We start from the raw sequence: 20,699 nt of genomic DNA on the forward strand, positions 1-20,699 counted from the left end.
CGGACCGGATCGGATACCCCGTTCGTCGGTCCAATTACGTGCCAATTCAGAACAATGAAAAACGCGTGCAGTTCAGCCCGCGTCGAGGGCCCGGTCCAACCGCCTGTTCAGATCGGCCAGCGTCTGTTGCAGGGCCACGCCTTGGCGCGCATGGTCGTCGCGCAGCTGCTGCAGTTCATGCGCCAGGTTCAGCGCGGCCAGCACCGCGACGCGGTCCACGGCGGCCATGCGGTTGCTGCCGCGGATCTCGCGCATCTTGGCGTCCAGCAGCCGCGCGGCGGCGGTGAGGCTTTCGCGCTCTTCGGCGCCCACGCCCACGGTGTATTCGCGGTCCAGGATGCGGACACTGACCGGTTCGGTCTGGCTCATGTGTGCTGCTCCAGGCTTTTGAGCCGGGTGATCATCGCTTCCACCCGCGAGCGCGCCTGCTCGTTCTTGGCCAGCAGCTGCGAGCGCTCGTTGACCAGCTGTTCCTGCTGGTGGCGCAGGCTGCGGTTTTCCTCGGCCAAGCGCTGGTTGCGGTCCAGCAACGCCTCCACCCGGGCGGCAAAGGCCTGCAATTGGGCGATGGCATCGGCGGGTTCCATGTCCGGCACGATAGGCAAGCGGGGTGGAGGCGGTCAAGCTAATAATGACAAGGGGCGGATTGATACACTGTGACGCTGCCAACCCAGGGTTGCCGGCGGCGCCGCCGACCCATCAGATCGAGCCCCAAGATGACCGAACTTCCGAGTGTCAACGACGTAAACCAGGCCAGCCAGGCGGCCGGCCTGGGCGCTACTGCCGCGGAGCTCCACGGAGGCCTGTGCGGCTGGCTGGCGGCCGGCGGCGCGCCGGTGCCCGAATGGCCGGCCCGTGTGCTGGCCGACGACAACCTGCCCACCCCGACCGCAGGCCATGCGCTGGACCGGCTGCTGGGCGCCAGCGTGGCGCAGCTGGAGGACCGCGATTTCGCCTTCGAGCTGCTGCTCAGCGACAGCGATGACACCGCCGCGCAGGCCGATGCGCTGTTCACCTGGGCGCGTGCGTTCCTGGGCGGCTTCGGCCTCGGTGCGGGCCAGCAGCGTCCCACCCTGTCCGAAGAAGGCGAAGAGGCGCTCAACGATCTGGCCAAGCTGGCCCAGGCCTCGAGCGAGGATTTTGAAAGCGGCAACGATGACGACGAGGACGCGCTCGCCGAAATCGAAGAATTCATCCGCGTGGCGGTGCTGATCCTGCACGGTGACTGCGTGATGGCCGTGCGCCACCGGCAGCGCCTGAACTGAGATGGATATCCGCGAGTTGACCGGCATCACCGCGGCCGAATACGCGGGGCGCCGCCAGGCGCTGATGGAAATGGCGGGCGATGACGCCATCCTGGTGCTGCCAGCCGCGTCAGAGCGGGTGCGCAGCCTGGATACGCACTATCCGTTCCGGCAGGATTCGGACTTCTGGTACCTGAGCGGCTTCCCGGAGCCGGATGCGGTGCTGGTGCTGATTCCTGGCCGCCGCCACGGCGAAGTGATCCTGTTCTGCCGCGAGCGCGACGCCGACCGCGAAGCCTGGGATGGCGCACGCGCCGGACAGGAAGGCGCGGTGGCGCAGTACGGCATGGACGATGCGTACCCGATCGACGATCTGGACGACATCCTGCCGGGCCTGCTGGAAGGGCGCTCGCGGGTGTACTACCACTTCGGGCGCGACGCCGAGTTCGACCTGAAGCTGATCGGCTGGGTCAACCGGGTGCGTTCGCAGGTGCGGCATGGCGCGCAGCCGCCGCATGAATTCCTGGAGCTGGGCCACCTGCTGCACGAGCAGCGGTTGTTCAAGTCGGGCGCGGAAATCGCCTTGATGCAGCGCGCGGCCGACATCACGGTGCAGGCGCACCGGATGGCGATGCGCGTGGCGCGGCCGGGCATCCACGAGTACGAGCTGCAGGCGGACCTGGAGCGCGAGTTCCGCGCCAATGATGCGTGGGCAGCCTACGGCAGCATCGTGGGTACCGGCGCCAACGGCTGCATCCTGCATTACCGCGCCAACAACGCGCGCAGCCGCGATGGCGAGCTGGTGCTGATCGATGCGGGCGCCGAGTACCGCGGCTACGCCAGTGACATCACGCGCACGTTCCCGGTAAATGGTCGCTTCACGGCCGAACAGCGCGCGCTGCACGATCTGGTCGGTGCGGCGCAGGCGGCAGCACTCGCGCAGGCCAAGCCGGGCGTGCCCTACGAGGCGGGCCATCTGGCGGCGGTACAGACGCTCACCGAAGGCCTGCTGCGGCTGGGCCTGCTCACCGGCACGCTGGAAGAAAACATCGCCGACGGCCATTACCAGCGTTTCTACCGGCACAAGACCGGGCACTGGCTGGGCCTGGACGTGCACGACGTGGGCGACTACCGCCTCGCGGGCGATTCGCGGCTGCTGGAACCGGGCATGGTGTTCACCATCGAGCCGGGCCTGTACATCAGCGCCGACGACCGCAGCGTGGAAGCGCGCTGGCGCGGCATCGGCATTCGCACCGAGGATGACGTAGTGATCACCGACAGCGGGCATCACGTTCTGACAGCTGGGTTGGCGCGAAGTGCTGATGAGATTGAAGCGGAGATGGCTTCTAGTCGCTGACTGCAGGGTTTGCGCTTAGAGCAGCGTTTCGGTTGCTACGTGCCGGGGAGGCCGACGGGCAGCCCCTTACGGGACACGCCGTAAACCGCCCTCCGGGCCCCGGCCCAGCCGCCAGCGGCTGTGCGTTCAGTCGCACGCGAGGCAGTGCCTCGCAAGCAGTGCGCCTTCACCCATGGGGGCTTGGCAAAAACATCCATGTTTTTGACAGTCCCTACATGGGCTGCCCGCCGGCCTCCCCCGACAGATGGCAGCGTGCGGATGGCAAGAGCAGACACGCATGGCGTGCCCCTACGCGGCGGGTGCGCGAATGGGGTTGAGGCCGGTTATGCGGCGGGTACGTGAATGGAGCTGGGGGCGGTAGCGTCGGTTCCCAAACGACGGCACGGAACACCACCTCGTCCGTTGACGCATGAAAATGATCGGCACTGCCGTTGATCTTCCCGTGGTCCCCAACACACCGTCGAGGGTCGGCGGGGGCGGGTTTGCGGGACTGTAGAAAACATGGATGTTTTCTACAAGCCCCCATGGATGGGTTCACGGCGTGTCCCGCAAACCCGCACCCGCCGGCCCAGCTCAGGCCACGCGATGCGCACCGGCTGTTCGCCAAAATGCATGAAGCAGCCGGGCAACAGCCCGGCTGCATGGGCAAGCGTCGATCAACGTTACGCCTTGGCGAATTCCGGCCGGGTCAGGTTGTCCGCATCGCCTTCGGTGCACAGCACTTCATCTTCAACGCGGATGCCACCGTAAGGCCTGAAGAAATCCACGCGAGCCCAGTCGATGCTGTCGCCTTGGCCGCGTTGCTTCACTTCGTCCAGCAGCATGTCGATGAAGTACACGCCCGGTTCGATGGTGACCACCATGCCCGGTTCCAATGCGCGGGTCAGGCGCAGGTACGGGTGGCCTTCCGGGCGCTCGACGCGGCCGCCGCGGTCGCTTGCCGCAAAGCCGGCCACGTCGTGGACCTGCAGGCCGATCAGGTGGCCCAGGCCGTGCGGGAAGAAGGCCGCGCTGACGCCGGTGGCCAGCGCCGCTTCCGGCGAGACCTTCAGCACCCCGAAGTCCTTCAGGATGCCCATCAGCGACAGATGCGCATCGATGTGCAGCTGCTTGTAATCCACGCCCGCCCGCACGCCGGCACCCATTTTCTGCTGGGCCGCATCGACCGCATCGATCATCGCCTGGAACTCGTCGTGGCCGGCGGCCGCATACGTGCGCGTGATATCGCTGGCGTAGCCGTACGCGCTGGCGCCGGCGTCGATCAGGAAGCTGCGCAGCGGCTGCGGCGCGCTGCGGCCCAGGTCGGTGTAATGCAGCACCGCGGCGTGTTCGTTCAGCCCGATGATGTTGCCGTAGGGCAGCTCGTTCGCATCCTGGCCGACCGCGCGGCAGTAAGCCATGTGAATCTCGAACTCGCTGGCACCGGCGCGGAACGCCGCCTCGGCCGCGCGGTGGCCGCGCACGCCCAGCTGCTGGGCCTGGCGCATCAGCGCGATTTCATACGCCGTCTTGTACGCCCGGTGCCAGTCCAGGTAGTGGATCACCGGCTCGGGGTTGTTCGGGGCGAACGCGCCCAGCGCGCTCTGCGGCTCGCCCAGGATCGCGCAGCGCGCCGCATCGCGTGGCAGCAGCGCCAGCGCCTCGTCCGGCGTGCGGATGATCTCGATGTCGAAATGGTCCACCCACCAGCCGTTCGGCGCATCGGGCACCACGTGCCAGTAATCGAACGGCTGGTGGAAGATCACCTTCGGGCGCTGGCCCGGCGTATATACCACCCAGCTGTTGGGCACCTTGGTCAGCGGCAGCCAGGCCTTGAAGTTCGGGTTCACCGCGTACGGGTAATCGCGGTCATCGAAGGCCTGATAGTGCAGCGTGCCGCTGGGAATCACCAGGTGGTCGAAGCCGCCGCGCGCCAGCGCCTCGTCGGCGCGTTGGCACAGCACGCGGACATGATGGGAATACAGGGCGGCGAGGTCGGGCTGGTTCATCGCGGAAGCTCACAGGGCAGTGCGGAATGCAGCCCCTGATTCTGCCGCAATCAGCCCGTGCGCGCTGTGCCGGAACCGGCACTCACACCGCCGAAGATTCCTCGGCGATCCAGGCGCGCAGCTGGTCGCGGTGCTCGCGGCTCAGCGTGAGGAAGCGGAAGCCCGCCCAGGACTGGCCCGGCGCATTGCTCTGTTCGATCCACAGCAGGTGCGCCCCCACGTCCACCTGCACCGGTTGGCCGTTCGGCCCCTGGATGGCGAAGCGGAACTGGTAGTTGCCGTCCGGCGTCAATGGCACCGAACAGATCATCAGCATGCCGGTTTCAGACACATTGCCCAGCCGGCCGATCACCGCCTCGGCCATCGTGTCGGTCACCGGCACCTGCTCGGCCACCTGTCGGCGGGGCGCGCGGCGGGTGTCGTCGTTCATTCGTCAGTCTCTGCAGTGGCCGGGGTGCCGGCCAGCGAGCGCAGGGTGCGCAGCGTGGCCTGCCAGGCGCGGTCGATCAGGCGGCTCTTGCCCTCGCTGACCAGGCGCGCCTGCCCGTGCACCATCAGCCGGGCCAGGCTGTCCAGCGAATGCTCGGCCACCTTCTGCCCGCGCGGATTGACGAACAGCGCGTTGTCGGTGATCAGGCTGTACCAGGACAGCCGCTGGCGGCGCATGTCGCCCTGCTGGTTGGTGGTGAATTCGAACCAGGTGCCGAACGGCAGCGTGCGCAGCTGGCGGTAACAGTCTTCCTCGGCAGGGCTGCGCGCCAGCGGCGCCTCGCGCCGGGCTTCGGTGCCTTCGGCCTGCTCCCCCAGCCGGGTGCGCGCACGGATGCGCGCGGTCAGTTCGGTGCGTGAGCTGCTGTCGTCTTCACCGCCCGGGGTGGACAGCCGTCGCGCGATCGCCGCCGCTTCGTCCTGGTGGTAGCCGACCTGCAGCAGTGCCGCTTCGACCTGCTCGCCGAGCTGGGTATCACTCCCGGCGCTGCCGGGTGGTTGGCAGGTGACCTCGGCGATGCGTGCGGTTTCCTGCTCGCGCGCCTGCCATTGCTCGGAGCCTTCGCCGCTGCGCAGCAGGGTCAGGGTCAGCACGTCCGACCAGGCCTGCTTCAGCAGCGACTGCACGAACCGCGGCGGCGCGGCCTGCGCGCACAGCTGTTCGATGCTGGCGCCGGCCTGCTGCTTGGCCGATTCCAGCCGTTCCTTGCCGCGCGCCGCTTCCACGTGGCGGCGCTCGGCCAGCTCGGCCTTGTGCGCCAGGGCCCGGAAGTGCTGCTGGATCTCGTCGTTGGCCGCTTCGAAGACCGCCGCATCGCCCTCGTAGTCGGTGACCACTTTGTCGACGGCACGGTCCAGCTTCTGCACCAGCTGCGGATCGACATCCTCCTCGCCCAGCCAGTTGGCGCCGGCTTCTGCCACCGCGTTGAGCAGCTCGCGGGCCGGGTGCTGGTCGCGCACGAAGAAGGCAGGGTCGGACAGCGCCGCGCGCGCCACCGGCACCTGCAGGCGGGTGAGCAGGTCCACGGCGGCCGCGTCGGGGCGGACCTCGCGGTGGATCTGCCCGTACAGCATGTCCAGCAGGTCGAAGGTGTCGGTGTCCTTGACCGTCAGCGCGGCCTGTGGGCCGTGGTCGGCGCGCATCTGGGCGAGCAGGGCGTTGTGCAGGTCGGCCATGGTGCGGCGCACGCCGGCCGACTGCGCCTGCAGCTTGGCCAATGTGGCGTGGAGGTTGCCGCTGGAGATCGCGACCGGTTCCGGCCGATCACCTGCCCCTGCGGCCTCCGGATAGGGCGACGCCCCGGTTGCGGCTTGTGCTCCCTCCACGCCACCGGTGTCAGGGCCGGCGGCGGTACCGGGCTGGCCCGGCGTCACTGGAATGCCATGGCCGAGACCCGCCGGGCCCTGGGTATGCCGGGCGGCGTCCAGCAGGTGGTGCAGGGCCGACAACGCCGGGGCGTTCATGTCCACCGGGGCGACATCCGCGGGCGCTGCAGCGGCCACGGCCGGCGCCGGCGGCGCCATCTGGCCGATCACCTCGCTGGTCATCGCCGCCCAGCTGCCGCTGCTGGCAGAACCGCTCCAGCCGGTGAGCGGGCGTCCGCCCGCCCCGCCGGGTTCGCGCGGGGGCGCCGCGCCGGTCCCGCGCTCGGGGCCGGTGACGATCCGCCGCGTGGTGGCCGAGCGCGCCAGGTACGGGGTGTAGACCAGCCCTGGCAGCACGCCCTCATGGGTCAGCAGCACGTTGGCGCGTTCCAGCAGCTCGCCCAGGCGTTCCAGCAGCTGGCGGTCGAACACGCGGAACAGCGCCAGCTGGGTTTCCAGGCCCAGCGCGAATTCCTCGCCCAGCTCACGGGTGATCCGGCACAGCACGTAGGGCCCGAACGGCAGGTCCTCGGCGTCGAACGCCGGGCCGGCGGCGAGCACGCCGAAGCGCTGCCCCAGCAGCTGCAGCGCACTGGCCGAGCGCTGCGCCTCGCGCCGGGTGATGTCGGCCAGCACGATGTCGCGGTCGATATCGGTGTCGGTGACCAGGGTCAGCGTGGTGGCCGCCACCGGCGCGCTCGGGGCGGGCACGTGCCGCACCCGCGGTTCGCGCAGGTTGGCCAGGGCCGTGGCCAGCGCGTCCAGGAAGCGCGGCGCGAACTGCGCGTTGACGTCGTGCAGGCGCCGGGCCTGGGCGTAGATGTCGGCCTGGATCTGGCTGTTGCGGGCGCGTTCGGCGTCGCGGAACAGCTCGCGCTCCAGCTCCACGATGGTCAGCTTGAGCGGGGTGCTCAGGGTCTGCACGGCCAGCGCGTGCAGCGCCGCCAGCAGGCGGCGCACGCGTGGCGGTGCATTGACCCCGGCGAACCGGGTCGGATCGGATGACGATGAAGGTGCGGACGCAGACATCCGTTGTAGGTTCCGGCTCCCCTGAGAGCACAGAATCTAACGTTTTCCCGGGGTCCCCGCCAGAAGGGATCTCCCGACATCCTCAGCCCAGGAACAACTCCACCACGTCGTTGGTGAAACGCCGGCCCAGCTCGGTCGGCTGCACATGGTCGCCCTGTACCGTCATCCAGCCGTTGGCGAGGGCGGTCTGCAGCGGCGCGGCGATGCTCGCCCGGTCCAGCCCGGTGCGCGACTCGAAGTCCTTGAACCGGAAGCCCTCGTGCAGCCGCAGCAGGTTGAGCATGTATTCGAACGGCAGGCGGTCGGCGCCGATCACCTCGTCGCCGCCGATCGACGCGGCCATGCCGGCAGTGTCCATGAACGTCTGCGGGTGCTTGTGCTTCCAGCGACGCAGCACGTGCTGCCCGGCGCCGGAGCTGATCTTGCCGTGGGCGCCGGCACCGATGCCCAGGTAATCGCCGAAGCGCCAGTAGTTCAGGTTGTGCTGGCTCTGCCGCCCGGGGCGCGCGTACGCGCTCACTTCGTACTGGGCATAGCCGGCCTCGGCCAGCAGGCGCTGGCAGTGCTCCTGCATGTCCCAGGCCGAATCATCGTCGGGAATGCCCTGCGGCGGCCGCGCGAAGAACACCGTGTTCGGCTCCAGGGTGAGCTGGTAGTGCGACAGGTGGGTGGGCTGCAGCGCGAACGCGCGTTCCAGGTCGTGCTCGGCCTGGGCCAGGGTCTGCTGCGGCAGCGCGTACATCAGATCGATGTTGAAGTTGTCGTAGCCGGCATCCTGGGCCAGCTTCACCGCGCGCTCGGCTTCGCCGCTGTCGTGGATGCGGCCCAGCCGCTGCAGCGCCTCATCGTTGAAGGTCTGGATGCCGAAGCTGATCCGGTTCACCCCGGCCGCGCGGTAGCGGTCGAAGCGGCCGTGCTCGGCCGTGCCCGGGTTGGTTTCCAGCGTCACCTCCAGGTTCGGGGCGAAGCGCAGCCGTGCCGAAGCTGCCTGCAGGAAGCGGTCGATCGCCTCCGGCGGGAACAGGCTGGGCGTGCCGCCGCCGAAGAACACGCTGTTCACCACCCGGCCCCAGACCAGCGGCAGGTCCTGGTCGAGGTCGCGGATCAGCGCGTCGATGTAGGACTCGAACGGCAGTTCGCCCTTGGCCTGGTGCGAGTTGAAATCGCAATACGGGCACTTGCGCACGCACCACGGCAGGTGCACGTACAGCGACAGCGGCGGCGGTACCAGCGACACCGCGTGGTCGTGGTCGCAGTTCCCGCCCGGCAAACAATCGTGGTCTGACATGGTGCCCATCATTTCAGATCAACGCCGACAGCTTCTGCTTCAACACCTGCAATGCCTTGCCGCGGTGGCTCATCGCGTTCTTTACATCCGGTGCCATTTCCGCGGCGGTCTGGCCCAGCACCGTGTCCAGGAACAGCGGGTTGTAGCCGAAGCCGTGGCTGCCGCGCAGTTCGTCCAGGATCTCGCCTTCCCAGCTGCCTTCGCAGATGAGCGGCTGAGGGTCGTTGGCGTGGCGCAGCAGCACGATCACCGCGTAGAAGCGCGCGGTGCGGCGCTCGGCCGGTACATCGCGCATGGCGTCCAGCAGCTTGGCATTGTTGGCCGCGTCATCGGTCGGGCTGCCGGCATAACGCGCGCTGTACAGACCGGGCGCGCCGTCCAGCGCATCCACGATCAGGCCCGAATCGTCGGCCAGCGCCGGCAGGCCGGTGCTGGCGCAGGCATGGCGGGCCTTGATCAATGCGTTCTCGACGAAGGTCAGGCCGGTTTCCGGCACATCGCTCACGCCCAGCGCGCCCTGCGCCACGATCTCCAGCGGCAGGCCGGCCAGCATGGCCTGCAGTTCCTTCAGCTTGCCGGCGTTGCCGCTGGCCAGTACCAGTTTCATTGCTTGGGCTCCAGCAGGTCCCACGTGTTGCCGTACAGGTCGCGGAACACCGCAACCGTGGCGTAGGGCTCCTCGCGCGGGGCTTCGAGGAATTCCACGCCGCGCGCGGTCATCGCGGCATGGTCGCGGTAAAAGTCGTCAGTGTTGAGGAAGAAACCGACCCGGCCACCGGTCTGGTTGCCGACCCGGCTCTGCTGCTCTTCATTGCTGGCGCGGGCCAGCAGCAGCGCCGCGGCGCTGCCGTCGGTAGGACCGACCACCACCCAGCGCTTGCTGCCCTGGTCGATGTCATCGATCAGATGGAAGCCGAGCTTGCCCGTGTACCAGGCGATCGCCTCGTCGTAATCGGCCACCACCAGGGTGACCAGGGCGAGGCGCCGGCTCACGGCTGTGCCAGTGCGGCCTGCTGGGCCGCGAACAGGTCGGTGATGCCCTTTTCGGCCAGCGCCAGCAGCGCGTCCAGCTCATCGCGGCGGAACGCGTGGCCTTCGGCGGTGCCCTGCAGCTCGATGAAGCCGCCGCCGTCGTTCATCACCACGTTCATGTCGGTGTCGCAGTCGCTGTCTTCGGCGTAGTCCAGGTCCAGCACCGGGGTGCCGCGGTAGATGCCGACCGACACCGCAGCCACGGCGCCGAAGATCGGGTTGCGCTTGATGTCGCCGCGCTTGATGAGGAAGTTCACCGCATCCACCAGCGCCACGTAGGCACCGGTGATGGCGGCGGTGCGGGTGCCGCCATCGGCCTGCAGCACGTCGCAGTCCAGGGTGATGGTGCGTTCGCCCAGTGCGCTCCGATCAATGCAGGCGCGCAGGGTGCGGCCGATCAGGCGCTGGATTTCCAGGGTGCGGCCGCCCTGCTTGCCGCGCGCCGCTTCGCGGTCGTTGCGGGTGTGGGTGGAGCGCGGCAGCATGCCGTATTCGGCCGTGACCCAGCCTTCGCCCTTGCCGCGCAGGAAGCCCGGCACGCGGTTTTCCACGCTGGCGGTGCACAGCACGCGGGTTTCACCGAAGCTGACCAGCACCGAGCCTTCGGCATGGCGGGTGAAGGCGCGTTCGATGCGCACTTCGCGCAACTGGTCGGCCTGGCGGCCGCTGGGACGGGGATCGGACATGGATGGCTTCCGGTAAGACGAGGGATGCGGGACCGCGCCCGGACCGGGGACCGGCAGGCGAGGAGGCTCCAAAGGAACCGCTAGGGTACCATTTGCACTTTGAGAGCACCGGAAACCCGCATGATTCGAAGCATGACCGCCTATGCCGGCGGCGAGCGCGCCACACCCTGGGGCACGCTGGCCTGTGAGCTGCGCTCGGTCAACCACCGGTTCCTGGAGGTGGGCGTGCGCCTGCCCGAGGAGCTGCGTGCGCTTGAGCCGCAATTGCGGGAGCGTGTCGCCAACCGCTGCAGCCGCGGCAAGATCGACCTGGTGGTGCGCCTGCGCGCGCCGGAGGTCACCGGGGCATTGGTGGTCAACGATGCGCTGCTGGCCCAGCTCGGCGAGCTGGCCTCGCGGCTGGCGCCGGGCTTCCCCAGCCTGCAGGTGAGCTTCACTGAGCTGCTGCAGGTGCCGGGCGTGATGCAGGGCGAGGCTGTCGATGCCGCCGCCCTTCAGGCCGAGGCCCTGGCCCTGCTGGAAGAAAGCCTGGACGGTTTCGTCGCCGCGCGTGAGCGCGAGGGCGACAAGCTGGCCACGGCGATCCAGGAGCGCGTCGATGGCGTGGAGCGCATCGCCGCCGAGGTCACCACCCTGATTCCGCTGATCCGCGATGGCCAGCGCGCCAAGCTGTCGGCCCGGCTGGCTGACCTGCCGCACCCGGTCGATCCCGGCCGCGCCGAGCAGGAACTGGTGCTGTGGCTGCAGAAGCTGGACGTGGACGAGGAGCTGGACCGCCTGCGCAGCCACATCGTGGAAATCCGCCGCGTGCTGACCCAGCGCGAGCCGGTCGGCCGCCGCCTGGACTTCCTGCTGCAGGAGTTCAACCGCGAAGCCAACACGCTGGGCTCCAAGTCGGTGGACAGCCGCACCTCCAATGCCGCCGTCGAGCTGAAGGTGCTGATCGACCAGATCCGCGAACAGGTGCAGAACATCGAATGAGCAGCCAGCCCCTCCAGAGCCCGGAACCGGCCCGCGGCACGCTGTACATCGTGGCCGCCCCGTCCGGGGCCGGTAAAAGCAGCATCGTCAACGCCACCCTGGCGCGCGACCCGCAGATCGCCCTGTCCATCTCGTTCACCTCCCGTGCGATGCGCCCGGGAGAAGTGAACGGCGAGCACTATCACTTTGTCAGTGCGCCCGAATTCGAGCGGATGATCGCCGCCGGCGACTTCTTCGAACACGCCTGGGTGCATGGGGACTGGAAGGGCACCGCCCGCCAGTCGGTCGAGCCGCAGTTGTCGGCCGGCCAGGACGTGCTGCTGGAGATCGACTGGCAGGGCGCCCAGCAGGTCCGCCAGCTGGTCCCCGGCACGGTCACGGTGTTCATCCTGCCGCCGTCGAAACAGGCCCTGCAGGACCGCATGCGCAAGCGTGGGCAGGACAGCGAGGCGGTGATCGCCCAGCGCCTGGCCGCCGCCCGCGAGGAAATGCTGCATTTCAACGACTTCGACTACGTCATCGTCAACGAAGTGTTCGAGACCGCCGTGGACGAGCTGTGCGCCATCTTCACCGCCAGCCGCCTGCGCCGGGAGTCCCAGAAGGTCCGCCACGCGGGCTTGATCCAGGCCCTGCTGACCCAGGACGCAACGGCAACTGACTGATTCACAAGGGGCGGGTAGCCGGTCGGCTTGATTTTGTCCAGCCCTGGCCGGTACAATCCGTCCCCTTTCCCTCATTCGATGAGCAGCCCCTGCCGGCTGCCGGGAGCCCGCATGGCCCGCATCACCGTAGAAGATTGCCTGGAAGTCGTCGATAACCGTTTCGAGCTGGTCATGATGGCGTCCAAGCGCGCCCGTCAGCTGGCCAACGGTGTCCAGGCCACCCTGGACAACAGCGAAACCGAAGACAAGCCGACCGTGCTGGCGCTGCGCGAAATTGCCGCCCGCAAGATCGACAACGCCCTGATCGACGAAGTCGAGAAGGCCGAGCGCGAGCGTGCCGAGCGTGAAGCACTGGAATGGGCCGCTGCCGAAGTCGTCGCCGACGAAGACATGTCCAAGAACGACGACTGATCCCATCCGATCATCCGTTGTTGCAACAGACAGCCCGCCATGTGCGGGCTGTCTGCTTTTGAGCGGCAGGTCGCGCCGTTGGTGGTGACGCATTTGACGATTGCCCGAACGCAATAGTTTGCCGTTATCCCGTCGCTGGAATAGTCTTCCAGCCATGAACCCAGGCCCCTCTGCCAAGGTCGCCACGTCTCCCGGCGCGGCCGTACCCGACTATGTCCTCCAGCTTGAACGCGCAGCCCATTACCTGCCGCCCGAGCAGTTGCCGCTGCTGCGTCGCGCCTGGGAGGTAGGGGCCTCCGCGCATGCCGGGCAGACCCGCAAATCGGGCGAGCCGTACATCACCCATCCGGTGGCGGTGGCGCAGGTACTGGCCGAGCTGGGCCTGGACGTGGAAGCGCTGATCGCCGCGATCCTGCACGACACCATCGAAGACACCCCGCTGACCCGCGAAGAACTGGCCGCCGAATTCGGCGAAGCCGTGGCCGAGCTGGTCGATGGGGTGACCAAGCTGGACAAGCTGAAGTTCCGTGACCGCCAGGAAGCGGCTGCCGAAAGCTTCCGCAAGATGCTGCTGGCGATGTCGCGCGACCTGCGCGTGATCATGATCAAGCTGGCCGACCGCCTGCACAACATGCGCACGCTGGGCGCGCAGAGCACCGAGGCGCGTGGCCGCATCGCGCGCGAGACCCTGGAGATCTACGCCCCGATCGCGCAGCGGCTGGGCATGAGCCTGGTCAAGAGCGAGCTGCAGAACCTGGGCTTCAAGGCGCTGTACCCGTGGCGCCACGCGATCCTGGAAAAGCACATCCGCAGCCAGCCGGTGGTACGCCGCGAGGCAATGGCGCAGGTGGAAGTGCAGCTGTCGCAGCGGCTGGCCAAGGAAGGGCTGGAACACCGCCTGGTCAGCCGGATCAAGACCCCGTGGAGCATCTACAACAAGATGCGCGACGAGAACAAATCCTTCGACCAGGTCATGGACGTGTTCGGCTTCCGCCTGGTCGTGCGCAGCGTGCCCAACTGTTACCACGCGCTGGGCGCGGTGCATGCCACCTTCAAGCCGCTGGATGGGCGCTTCCGCGATTTCATCGCCATTCCCAAGGCCAACGGCTACCAGTCGCTGCACACGGTGCTGTTCGGCCCGTACGGCTCGCCGATCGAAGTGCAGATCCGCACCGAGGAAATGGACCTGATTGCCGAGCGCGGCGTGGCCGCGCACTGGACCTACAAGTTCGGTGGCGACACCCCCAACAGCGCGCAGAGCCGTGCGCACGCCTGGATCGTGGAACTGATCGATTCGCAGCGCGCCGCCGGTTCGTCGCTGGAATTCCTCGACAACGTCAAGGTCGACCTGTTCCCGGACGAGGTCTACCTGTTCACGCCCAAGGGCAAGATCCTGGCCCTGCCGCGCAACTCCACCGCGCTGGACTTCGCCTATGCGGTGCACACCGACGTGGGCAACATGGCCGTGGCCTCGCGCGTGGACAAGAAACTGGTGCCGCTGCGCACCAAGCTGGTCAGTGGGCAGACCGTGGAAGTCATCACCGCGCGCTCGGCCACGCCCAAGCCGCAGTGGCTCGAATTCGTGGTCAGCTCCAAGGCGCGCACCGCGATCCGCCACCAGCTCAAGCAGCTCGAACACGAAGATGCCGTGCAGCTGGGCCACCGCATGCTGGACCGCGCGCTGGAGGCGATGGACAGCTCGCTCGAACGGCTGCCCAAGGGGCGCCTGGATGCGTTCCTTGCCGAACACCGCTACCCGCGCCTGGAGGCCCTGCTGGCCGAAGTGGCGCTGGGCAACTGGATGCCCAACCAGGCCGCGCAGGCACTGATGGCCTATGCCGAACTGCGCGGCGGCGCGCATTCCAAGCACTCGCAGGAAAAGATCCTGATCAACGGCAGCGAACGCGGCGTGGTCAGCTTCGCCAACTGCTGCCAGCCGATTCCCGGCGACGAGATCATGGGCTACCACACCGCCGGCAAGGGCATCGTGGTGCACCGCCTGGACTGCCCGAACCTGGCCGAGCTGCGCAAGTCGCCCGAGCGCTGGGTGCCGATCGGCTGGGACACCACCGTCTCCGGCGATTACGACACTGCGCTGGTGGTGGAAGTGGAGAACGGCACCGGCGTGCTGGCCCAGCTGGCCGCGGCGATCGCGCAGAGCCATTCCAACATCGAGCGTGTGGACTACCTGGACCGCGACTTCAACGCCGCCGTGCTGGCCTTCAACATCCAGGTCCGCGACCGCAACCACCTGGCCGAAGTCATGCGCCGGCTGCGGCGCTTGTCGGTCGTCCAGTCGGTGCGCAGGCAATAGGCAATGATCGAAACCGATACAATGGACCACCATTGTTCGACATAACGAGGCACTCCATGTCCCGCCAGATCATCAACACCGAAAACGCACCGGCCGCGATCGGTCCGTATTCGCAGGCCGTGCGTGCCGGCAACACCGTGTACTTCTCCGGCCAGATTCCGCTGGACCCGGCCAGCGGCGACATCGTCGGTGCCGGTGATGTCGAAGCGCAGGCCCGCCGCGCCTTCGACAACCTCAAGGCCGTGGCCGAAGCCGCCGGCGGCTCGCTGGACAAGGTGGTCCGCCTGGGCCTGTACCTGACCGACCTGGCCGAATTCGCCAAGGTCAACGCGGTCATGCAGGACTACTTCCAGGCGCCGTTCCCGGCCCGCTCCACCATCGAAGTGTCCGGCCTGCCCAAGGGCGCCAACTTCGAGGTTGATGCGGTGATGGTCATCGACTGACCGCCACGTGGCACGCAGACCGGCGGTCACCCCGGCGCTGGCGCCGTCCGGCGAAGCTTCGCTGGCGGTGCTTGCCGGCGTGGGTCCGGCCGTGGCCGCCAAGCTGGCGGCGCGCGGCCTGTCCTCGCTGCAGGACCTGTGGCTGCACCTGCCGCTGCGGTATGAAGACCGCACCGCGCTGACCCGCATCCAGGACCTGCGCAACGGCGTGCCGGCGCAGGTGGAAGTCCGCGTGGTCGCGGTGGACCGCGGCATGCGCTTCCGCCCGACCCTGAAAGTGGCAGTGGAAGACGAAGGGCAGGGCACCCTGGTGCTGCGCTTCTTCCACTTCCGCCAGCAGCAGGTGGCCCAGTTCTCCGTGGGCACCCGCCTGCGCTGCTTCGGCACGCCCAAGCCGGGCCAGCTGGGGCTGGAAATCGTCCACCCGAGCTACCAGGTGCTCGGCCGTACCGATGACCCGGCGCTGGGCGACAGCCTGGACCCGGTCTACCCCACGGTGGAAGGCATCGGCCCGGCCACGCTGCGCCGCCTGATCGGGCAGGCGCTGGACCGCCTGCCCGAAGAATCCAGCCTGGAACTGCTGCCGACGGGCTGGCTCGATGGCCTGGCGTTGCCCTCGCTGCGCAGTGCCTTGCTGACCGTGCACCGCCCGCCACCCGACGCCAACCTGGCCGCGCTCGCCGCGGGCACGCATCCCGCACAGCGCCGGCTGGCGCTGGAAGAGCTGCTGGCCCACCACCTGAGCCTGCGCCGCCAACGCATTGCCCTGCAGGCGCACCATGCGCCACCGCTGGCCGGCCCGGGAAAACTGGCCAAGGCCCTGCTCAAGCAACTGCCCTTTGCCCTGACTGCCGCGCAGAAACGCGTGTTCACCCAGATCCGCGAGGACCTGGCCCAGCCGCGCCCGATGCTGCGGCTGGTGCAGGGCGATGTCGGCTCGGGCAAGACCGTGGTGGCCGCGCTGGCGGCCATGCTGGCGGTGGAGCAGGGCAAGCAGGTCGCGCTGGCTGCGCCCACCGAACTGCTGGCCGAACAGCACCTCACCAACCTGCGCGGCTGGCTGGAACCGCTGGGCGTGCAGGTCGCCTGGCTGGCCGGCAAGGTCACCGGCAAGGCGCGCGCGAAGGTGCTCGAACAGGTCGCCAACGGGCAGGCCCAGGTGGTGGTGGGCACCCATGCGCTGATGCAGGAATCGGTGGTGTTCCACGACCTGGCGCTGGCCATCGTCGACGAGCAGCACCGGTTCGGCGTGCACCAGCGGCTTGCGCTGCGCGACAAGGGACCGGGTGGGCACAGCGTGCCGCACCAGCTGGTGATGACCGCCACGCCGATTCCGCGCACGCTGGCAATGTCCGAATACGCCGACCTGGACGTGTCGGCGATCGACGAACTACCGCCCGGGCGCACCCCGGTGCAGACCGTGGCATTGAACAATGATCGCCGCCCCGAACTGATCGAGCGCATTGCGCTGGCCTGCCGCGAAGGCCGCCAGGTGTATTGGGTGTGCACCCTGATCGAAGAAAATGACGAGCTGGATGCCACCCCCGCGCAGGCCACGTTCGAATCGCTGCAGGCGTTGCTGCCGGGCGTGCGGGTGGGGCTGGTGCATGGCCGGCTGAAGGCCAGCGAGAAGCTGGCCACCATGGTCGCGTTCAAGGCCGGGCAGATCGACCTGCTGGTGGCCACCACGGTGATCGAAGTCGGCGTGGACGTGCCCAACGCCTCGTTGATGGTGATCGAGAATGCCGAACGCCTTGGCCTGGCCCAGCTGCACCAGCTGCGCGGACGGGTCGGGCGTGGTTCGGCGGTGTCGCGCTGCGTGCTGCTGTACCAGGCGCGGCTGTCGGCGATGGCACGCGAGCGCCTGGAAACCATGCGGCAGACCAACGATGGCTTCGTGATCGCCGAAAAGGACCTGGAACTGCGCGGGCCGGGTGAGCTGCTGGGTACCCGCCAGACCGGCCTGGCCGGCTTCCGCATGGCCGACCTGGCCCGCGACGCGGATCTGCTGCCGGGCGTGCATGCGCTGGCTGAGCGTCTGCTGGCCGAAGCCCCTGCGGTGGCAGACCGAGTGGTGGAGCGGTGGATTGGATCGGCCGTGCGATACGCAGGAGCGTAACGACCAACGGTCGTTACCTACCGATCCACCGTGGTTGTGCCGCCGGTAGATCACGACCGTTGGTCGTGACCGGCTTCGGCGCTGGCCTTGTATTTGTCATCTGCGGGTGAGACATTCCGTTGCCGCTAGATAAAGACGGCACGCATGACCAAGAAGATTCCGCTGTTGATCGACACCGATCCGGGTGTCGATGACGCCCTGGCCCTGTTGATGGCCTTTGCCGACGAACGCCATGACGTGGTCGGCCTCACCATTGCCGCCGGCAATGTCGGCCTGGACCACACGGTCCGCAATGCGCTGAAACTGTGTGAAGTGGCCGGGCGTGAAGACGTGCCGGTGTTCGCCGGTACCCCCGAACCGCTGGTGCACCCGTCGGTGGATGCGGCCCACGTTCATGGCGCCGACGGCTTCGGCGACGTCAACCTGCCGGCCGCCAAGCGCCAAGCCGAAGCCGAACACGCCGCGCTGGCCATCCTGCGCCTGTCCCATGAGTACGCCGGTGAGCTGTTCCTGGTGGCCCTCGGCCCGCTGACCAACCTGGCCCTGGCGCTCAAGCTCGACCCGACCCTGCCGCAGCGCGTGAAGCGCTTCCTGGTCATGGGCGGGGCGGTCACCTGCCACGGCAACATCACCCCGGCGGCCGAGTTCAACATCGCCTTCGATCCCGAAGCGGCGCACGTGGTGTTCACCGGCTTCCCGCACATCGAAGTGGCCGACTGGGAAGCCACCGTCGCCCACGGCCTGCTGCACAAGGATGTCGAGCAGTGGCTGGCCTTCGACAGCGACAAGGCACGCTTCTACGAGCTGATCTCGCGCCAGACCCGCCTGTGGTCCGAAGACAGCCGCGGCGAGCGCTGGTTCGCCGCCGACGCCCTGGCCATGGCCTGGGCGCTGCAGCCGGAAGGCGCGCTGCGGGTCGAATCGCGCCCGCTGAACATCGAACTGGCCGGCACCCACAGCCGGGGTGCTACCATTGTCGACTGGAACCGCCAGACGGGGCAGCCGGACAACACTGAGCTGCTGATGGCCTACGACCAGGGGCGCTTTGAAGCCCAGGTCCGGAGTGCGCTCGGCGTCGCCTGACGCCGCAGCGGCGGTATCTTCACGCGGAACATGGCCATGGGTTGCCCTAGGGAGCGGCCCCGGCTATAATGCCGCTCTTGCGTTTCCCTGACCTTATTTACGGTGTGTGCCCCATGAAGGACGATATCCATCCGAACTACCGTGACGTCGTGTTTCAGGACGTTACCTCCGATTTCAAGATCCTGACCCGTTCCACCATGGCGACGAAAGAAACCGTGAAGTGGGAAGACGGCAACGAGTACCCGCTCGTCAAGATCGAAATCTCCTCTGCTTCGCATCCGTTCTACACGGGCAAGCACAAGGTGATCGACACCAGCGGCCGTATCGACAAGTTCCAGAAGCGTTTTGGCAAGCCGGCTGCGGCTGCTGCTGCCGAATAAGCGTTTCGAAGCTGCTGCACGCAAACAACGGTCGCCTCGGCGGCCGTTGTTTTTTTATGCCTGGAGGAAAGCCTGCTGGCGGATGAACGACGGTTCATAAATTCCCCCGCCACGCGGAACGCAGTGTCCATTCCAGCCCGCCTGGTGCTTGCCGGTGCTTGTGCGGCAAGGGCGAGCGGGGTCTGCGTCTACGACTTCCGTCCTAGGGCGTGGCAAATGTTGCTGTGCGATAATGACGTGATCCACAGCACAGGCTGTGGACTTACTTTCACGTGCCTGCCCCACGCGCTTGGGTGGGCGCCTTCCCCTTGAGGAGCGCACACAGTGTCCGATCTTGATCAGGTCACGCTGAATGCCGGCGACAAGTCGGTTGTTCTGCCTGTCATCAAACCCACGCTCGGCAACGATTGCGTCGATATTTCGAAGCTGACCAAGGAAACCGGTCTCTTCACCTACGACTCCGGCTTCACCGCCACCGCCAGCTGCAAGTCTGCCATCACCTACATCGACGGTGACAAGGGCGTGCTGCTGTATCGCGGCTACCCGATCGAGCAGCTGTCGGAAAAGTCCAGCTACGTCGAAGTGGCTTACCTGCTGATCAACGGCGAGCGTCCGAGCGCCGAGCAGCTGAAGGCCTTCACCGATGAGCTGGCTGCCGAAGCCAACGTCGATGCCTCGATCAATGCCCTGATCGCCAGCTTCGACAAGGATGCCCACCCGATGGCCATCCTGACCGCTGCCATCGCGCAGCTGTCGGCGAAGTACCATGCCTCGCTGGACCTGTCCGACGCCGAGCAGCGCCGCCAGTCCGCCGTGCGCCTGATCGCCAAGGTGCCGACCCTGTCGGCGCTGATCTACCGCCACGGCAAGGGCCTGCCGGCCAACACGCCGGACACCTCGCTGGATTACGTCAGCCGCTTCCTGAAGCAGACCTTCGAGTCGGCCGATGGCCAGTACGAGCTGAACCCGGACGTGGTCAAGGCGCTGGACCTGCTCTTCATCCTGCATGCCGACCACGAGCAGAACGCCTCCACCTCGACGGTGCGCCTGGTCGGTTCGACCGGTGCCAACCCGTATGCGTCGGTCGCCGCTGGCGTCACCGCGCTGTGGGGTCCGGCCCACGGCGGTGCCAACGAAGCCGTGTTGAAGATGCTGGAAGAAATCGGTTCGGCGGACAACGTTGAATCGGCCGTGCTCAAGGCCAAGGACAAGACCTCGGGCTTCCGCCTGATGGGCTTCGGCCACCGCGTGTACAAGAACTTCGACCCGCGCGCGAAGGTCATCGGCGAGATGACCGGCAAGGTGCTCAAGCAGCTGGGCGTGCAGGATCCGCTGCTGGACGTTGCCGTGAAGCTGGAACAGGCCGCGCTGCAGGACGACTACTTCGTCGCCCGCAAGCTGTACCCGAACGTCGATTTCTACAGCGGCATCATCTACAAGGCGCTGCAGATCCCGACCGAAATGTTCACCGTCATGTTCGCCCTGGGCCGCACCTCCGGCTGGGTCGCGCACTGGCTCGAACAGCAGGTCGACCCGGAAATGAAGATCGGCCGCCCGCGCCAGGTCTACACCGGTAGCGACGTGCGTGACTACCAGGGCTGATCAGCCCGTAGTGCGTGAAAAGACGCCTCCGCAAGGGGGCGTTTTTTTTTGGGTTCAACAGCGTTCAAGCAGGAGCTTTCAAGCAACAGCCGTCGTGTGCAGGATGCTGCGCGCAGGGCCGGCGGTGGTGGGGGTACGGGGGGCGCCGTGAATCTGTGGTGGTCAAGTTTTTCTGGACACTCTCAAGGGGCGTTCAGGCCACCTGCGCTTCGTGGAGCGCAGGCGG

At 67.5% G+C, this 20,699-nt stretch carries 20 protein-coding genes; 11 read left to right on the top strand and 9 right to left on the bottom strand.

What is annotated here, in order from left to right:
• Window positions 1–72: 72 nt before the first annotated feature.
• A complete protein-coding gene (locus tag SOM39_RS08415; RefSeq protein WP_068853895.1) occupies window positions 73–369 on the bottom strand; it encodes a cell division protein ZapA in 297 nt (98 codons plus the stop codon).
• Window positions 366–587, bottom strand: coding sequence for a TIGR02449 family protein (locus tag SOM39_RS08420; protein ID WP_068853894.1), 222 nt, complete (start codon window positions 585–587; stop codon window positions 366–368). Before SOM39_RS08420 ends, SOM39_RS08415 begins: the two co-directional genes overlap by 4 nt.
• A gap of 129 nt (window positions 588–716) precedes the next feature.
• Here SOM39_RS08420 and SOM39_RS08425 point away from each other — a divergent pair, with 129 nt between their 5' ends.
• Together SOM39_RS08425 and SOM39_RS08430 are read left to right on the top strand one after the other, a co-directional pair.
• On the top strand, window positions 717–1,265 hold the full coding sequence (locus SOM39_RS08425; protein ID WP_320458051.1) for a UPF0149 family protein: 549 nt from the start codon (window positions 717–719) through the stop codon (window positions 1,263–1,265).
• 7 nt (window positions 1,266–1,272) lie between these two features.
• Window positions 1,273–2,601, top strand: a complete 1,329-nt coding sequence (locus SOM39_RS08430) for an aminopeptidase P N-terminal domain-containing protein (protein WP_320458075.1) — start codon at window positions 1,273–1,275, stop codon at window positions 2,599–2,601.
• Window positions 2,602–3,263: 662 nt separating this feature from the next.
• Here SOM39_RS08430 and pepQ read toward each other — a convergent pair.
• From pepQ to rph, 7 genes are all read right to left on the bottom strand, one after another.
• Complete coding sequence (gene pepQ / locus SOM39_RS08435) at window positions 3,264–4,589, bottom strand: Xaa-Pro dipeptidase (protein WP_320458052.1); 1,326 nt, start codon at window positions 4,587–4,589, stop codon at window positions 3,264–3,266.
• 82 nt (window positions 4,590–4,671) lie between these two features.
• Complete coding sequence (locus SOM39_RS08440) at window positions 4,672–5,019, bottom strand: PilZ domain-containing protein (RefSeq protein ID WP_068853891.1); 348 nt, start codon at window positions 5,017–5,019, stop codon at window positions 4,672–4,674.
• Entirely contained in the window at window positions 5,016–7,472 is a 2,457-nt protein-coding gene (locus SOM39_RS08445) for a DUF1631 domain-containing protein (protein WP_320458053.1), read from the bottom strand. The genes SOM39_RS08440 and SOM39_RS08445 overlap by 4 nt, the downstream gene beginning before the upstream one ends.
• Before the next feature lie 82 nt (window positions 7,473–7,554).
• Window positions 7,555–8,760, bottom strand: a complete 1,206-nt coding sequence (gene hemW, locus SOM39_RS08450; RefSeq protein WP_320458054.1) for a radical SAM family heme chaperone HemW — start codon at window positions 8,758–8,760, stop codon at window positions 7,555–7,557.
• A 13-nt stretch (window positions 8,761–8,773) separates the two neighbouring features.
• Window positions 8,774–9,367, bottom strand: coding sequence for an RdgB/HAM1 family non-canonical purine NTP pyrophosphatase (gene rdgB, locus SOM39_RS08455; protein WP_068853889.1), 594 nt, complete (start codon window positions 9,365–9,367; stop codon window positions 8,774–8,776).
• Window positions 9,364–9,753, bottom strand: coding sequence for a VOC family protein (locus tag SOM39_RS08460; protein WP_068853888.1), 390 nt, complete (start codon window positions 9,751–9,753; stop codon window positions 9,364–9,366). The genes rdgB and SOM39_RS08460 overlap by 4 nt, the downstream gene beginning before the upstream one ends.
• Window positions 9,750–10,478 (bottom strand): ribonuclease PH, encoded by a 729-nt coding sequence (gene rph, locus SOM39_RS08465; RefSeq protein ID WP_093533648.1) that lies wholly within the window; start codon window positions 10,476–10,478, stop codon window positions 9,750–9,752. Before rph ends, SOM39_RS08460 begins: the two co-directional genes overlap by 4 nt.
• Before the next feature lie 120 nt (window positions 10,479–10,598).
• On the opposite strand from rph, the gene SOM39_RS08470 reads away from it, so the two are divergent.
• From SOM39_RS08470 to SOM39_RS08510, 9 genes are all read left to right on the top strand, one after another.
• Window positions 10,599–11,459: a YicC/YloC family endoribonuclease gene (locus SOM39_RS08470; RefSeq protein WP_095363589.1), complete on the top strand. Its 861-nt coding sequence runs from the start codon at window positions 10,599–10,601 to the stop codon at window positions 11,457–11,459.
• Complete coding sequence (gene gmk / locus SOM39_RS08475; protein ID WP_093533650.1) at window positions 11,456–12,121, top strand: guanylate kinase; 666 nt, start codon at window positions 11,456–11,458, stop codon at window positions 12,119–12,121. Before SOM39_RS08470 ends, gmk begins: the two co-directional genes overlap by 4 nt.
• Window positions 12,122–12,232: 111 nt before the next feature.
• Entirely contained in the window at window positions 12,233–12,532 is a 300-nt protein-coding gene (rpoZ, locus tag SOM39_RS08480; RefSeq protein ID WP_068853884.1) for a DNA-directed RNA polymerase subunit omega, read from the top strand.
• A gap of 154 nt (window positions 12,533–12,686) precedes the next feature.
• Window positions 12,687–14,846 carry a bifunctional (p)ppGpp synthetase/guanosine-3',5'-bis(diphosphate) 3'-pyrophosphohydrolase gene (locus SOM39_RS08485; RefSeq protein ID WP_320458055.1) on the top strand — a complete coding sequence of 720 codons (2,160 nt, stop codon included), beginning with the start codon at window positions 12,687–12,689 and terminating at the stop codon, window positions 14,844–14,846.
• 56 nt (window positions 14,847–14,902) lie between these two features.
• A complete protein-coding gene (locus SOM39_RS08490; RefSeq protein ID WP_184127160.1) occupies window positions 14,903–15,289 on the top strand; it encodes a Rid family detoxifying hydrolase in 387 nt (128 codons plus the stop codon).
• Window positions 15,290–15,296: 7 nt separating this feature from the next.
• Window positions 15,297–17,408 carry an ATP-dependent DNA helicase RecG gene (gene recG, locus SOM39_RS08495; RefSeq protein WP_320458056.1) on the top strand — a complete coding sequence of 704 codons (2,112 nt, stop codon included), beginning with the start codon at window positions 15,297–15,299 and terminating at the stop codon, window positions 17,406–17,408.
• A 144-nt stretch (window positions 17,409–17,552) separates the two neighbouring features.
• Entirely contained in the window at window positions 17,553–18,491 is a 939-nt protein-coding gene (locus SOM39_RS08500) for a nucleoside hydrolase (protein WP_093533652.1), read from the top strand.
• Window positions 18,492–18,604: 113 nt separating this feature from the next.
• Window positions 18,605–18,871: a type B 50S ribosomal protein L31 gene (locus SOM39_RS08505; RefSeq protein ID WP_093533653.1), complete on the top strand. Its 267-nt coding sequence runs from the start codon at window positions 18,605–18,607 to the stop codon at window positions 18,869–18,871.
• Window positions 18,872–19,195: 324 nt separating this feature from the next.
• Window positions 19,196–20,473 (top strand): citrate synthase, encoded by a 1,278-nt coding sequence (locus SOM39_RS08510; RefSeq protein ID WP_068853878.1) that lies wholly within the window; start codon window positions 19,196–19,198, stop codon window positions 20,471–20,473.
• Window positions 20,474–20,699 lie beyond the last annotated feature (226 nt).

This window comes from Stenotrophomonas sp. CFBP8994, from assembly GCF_034044835.1.
Taxonomy (GTDB): domain Bacteria; phylum Pseudomonadota; class Gammaproteobacteria; order Xanthomonadales; family Xanthomonadaceae; genus Stenotrophomonas; species Stenotrophomonas rhizophila_A.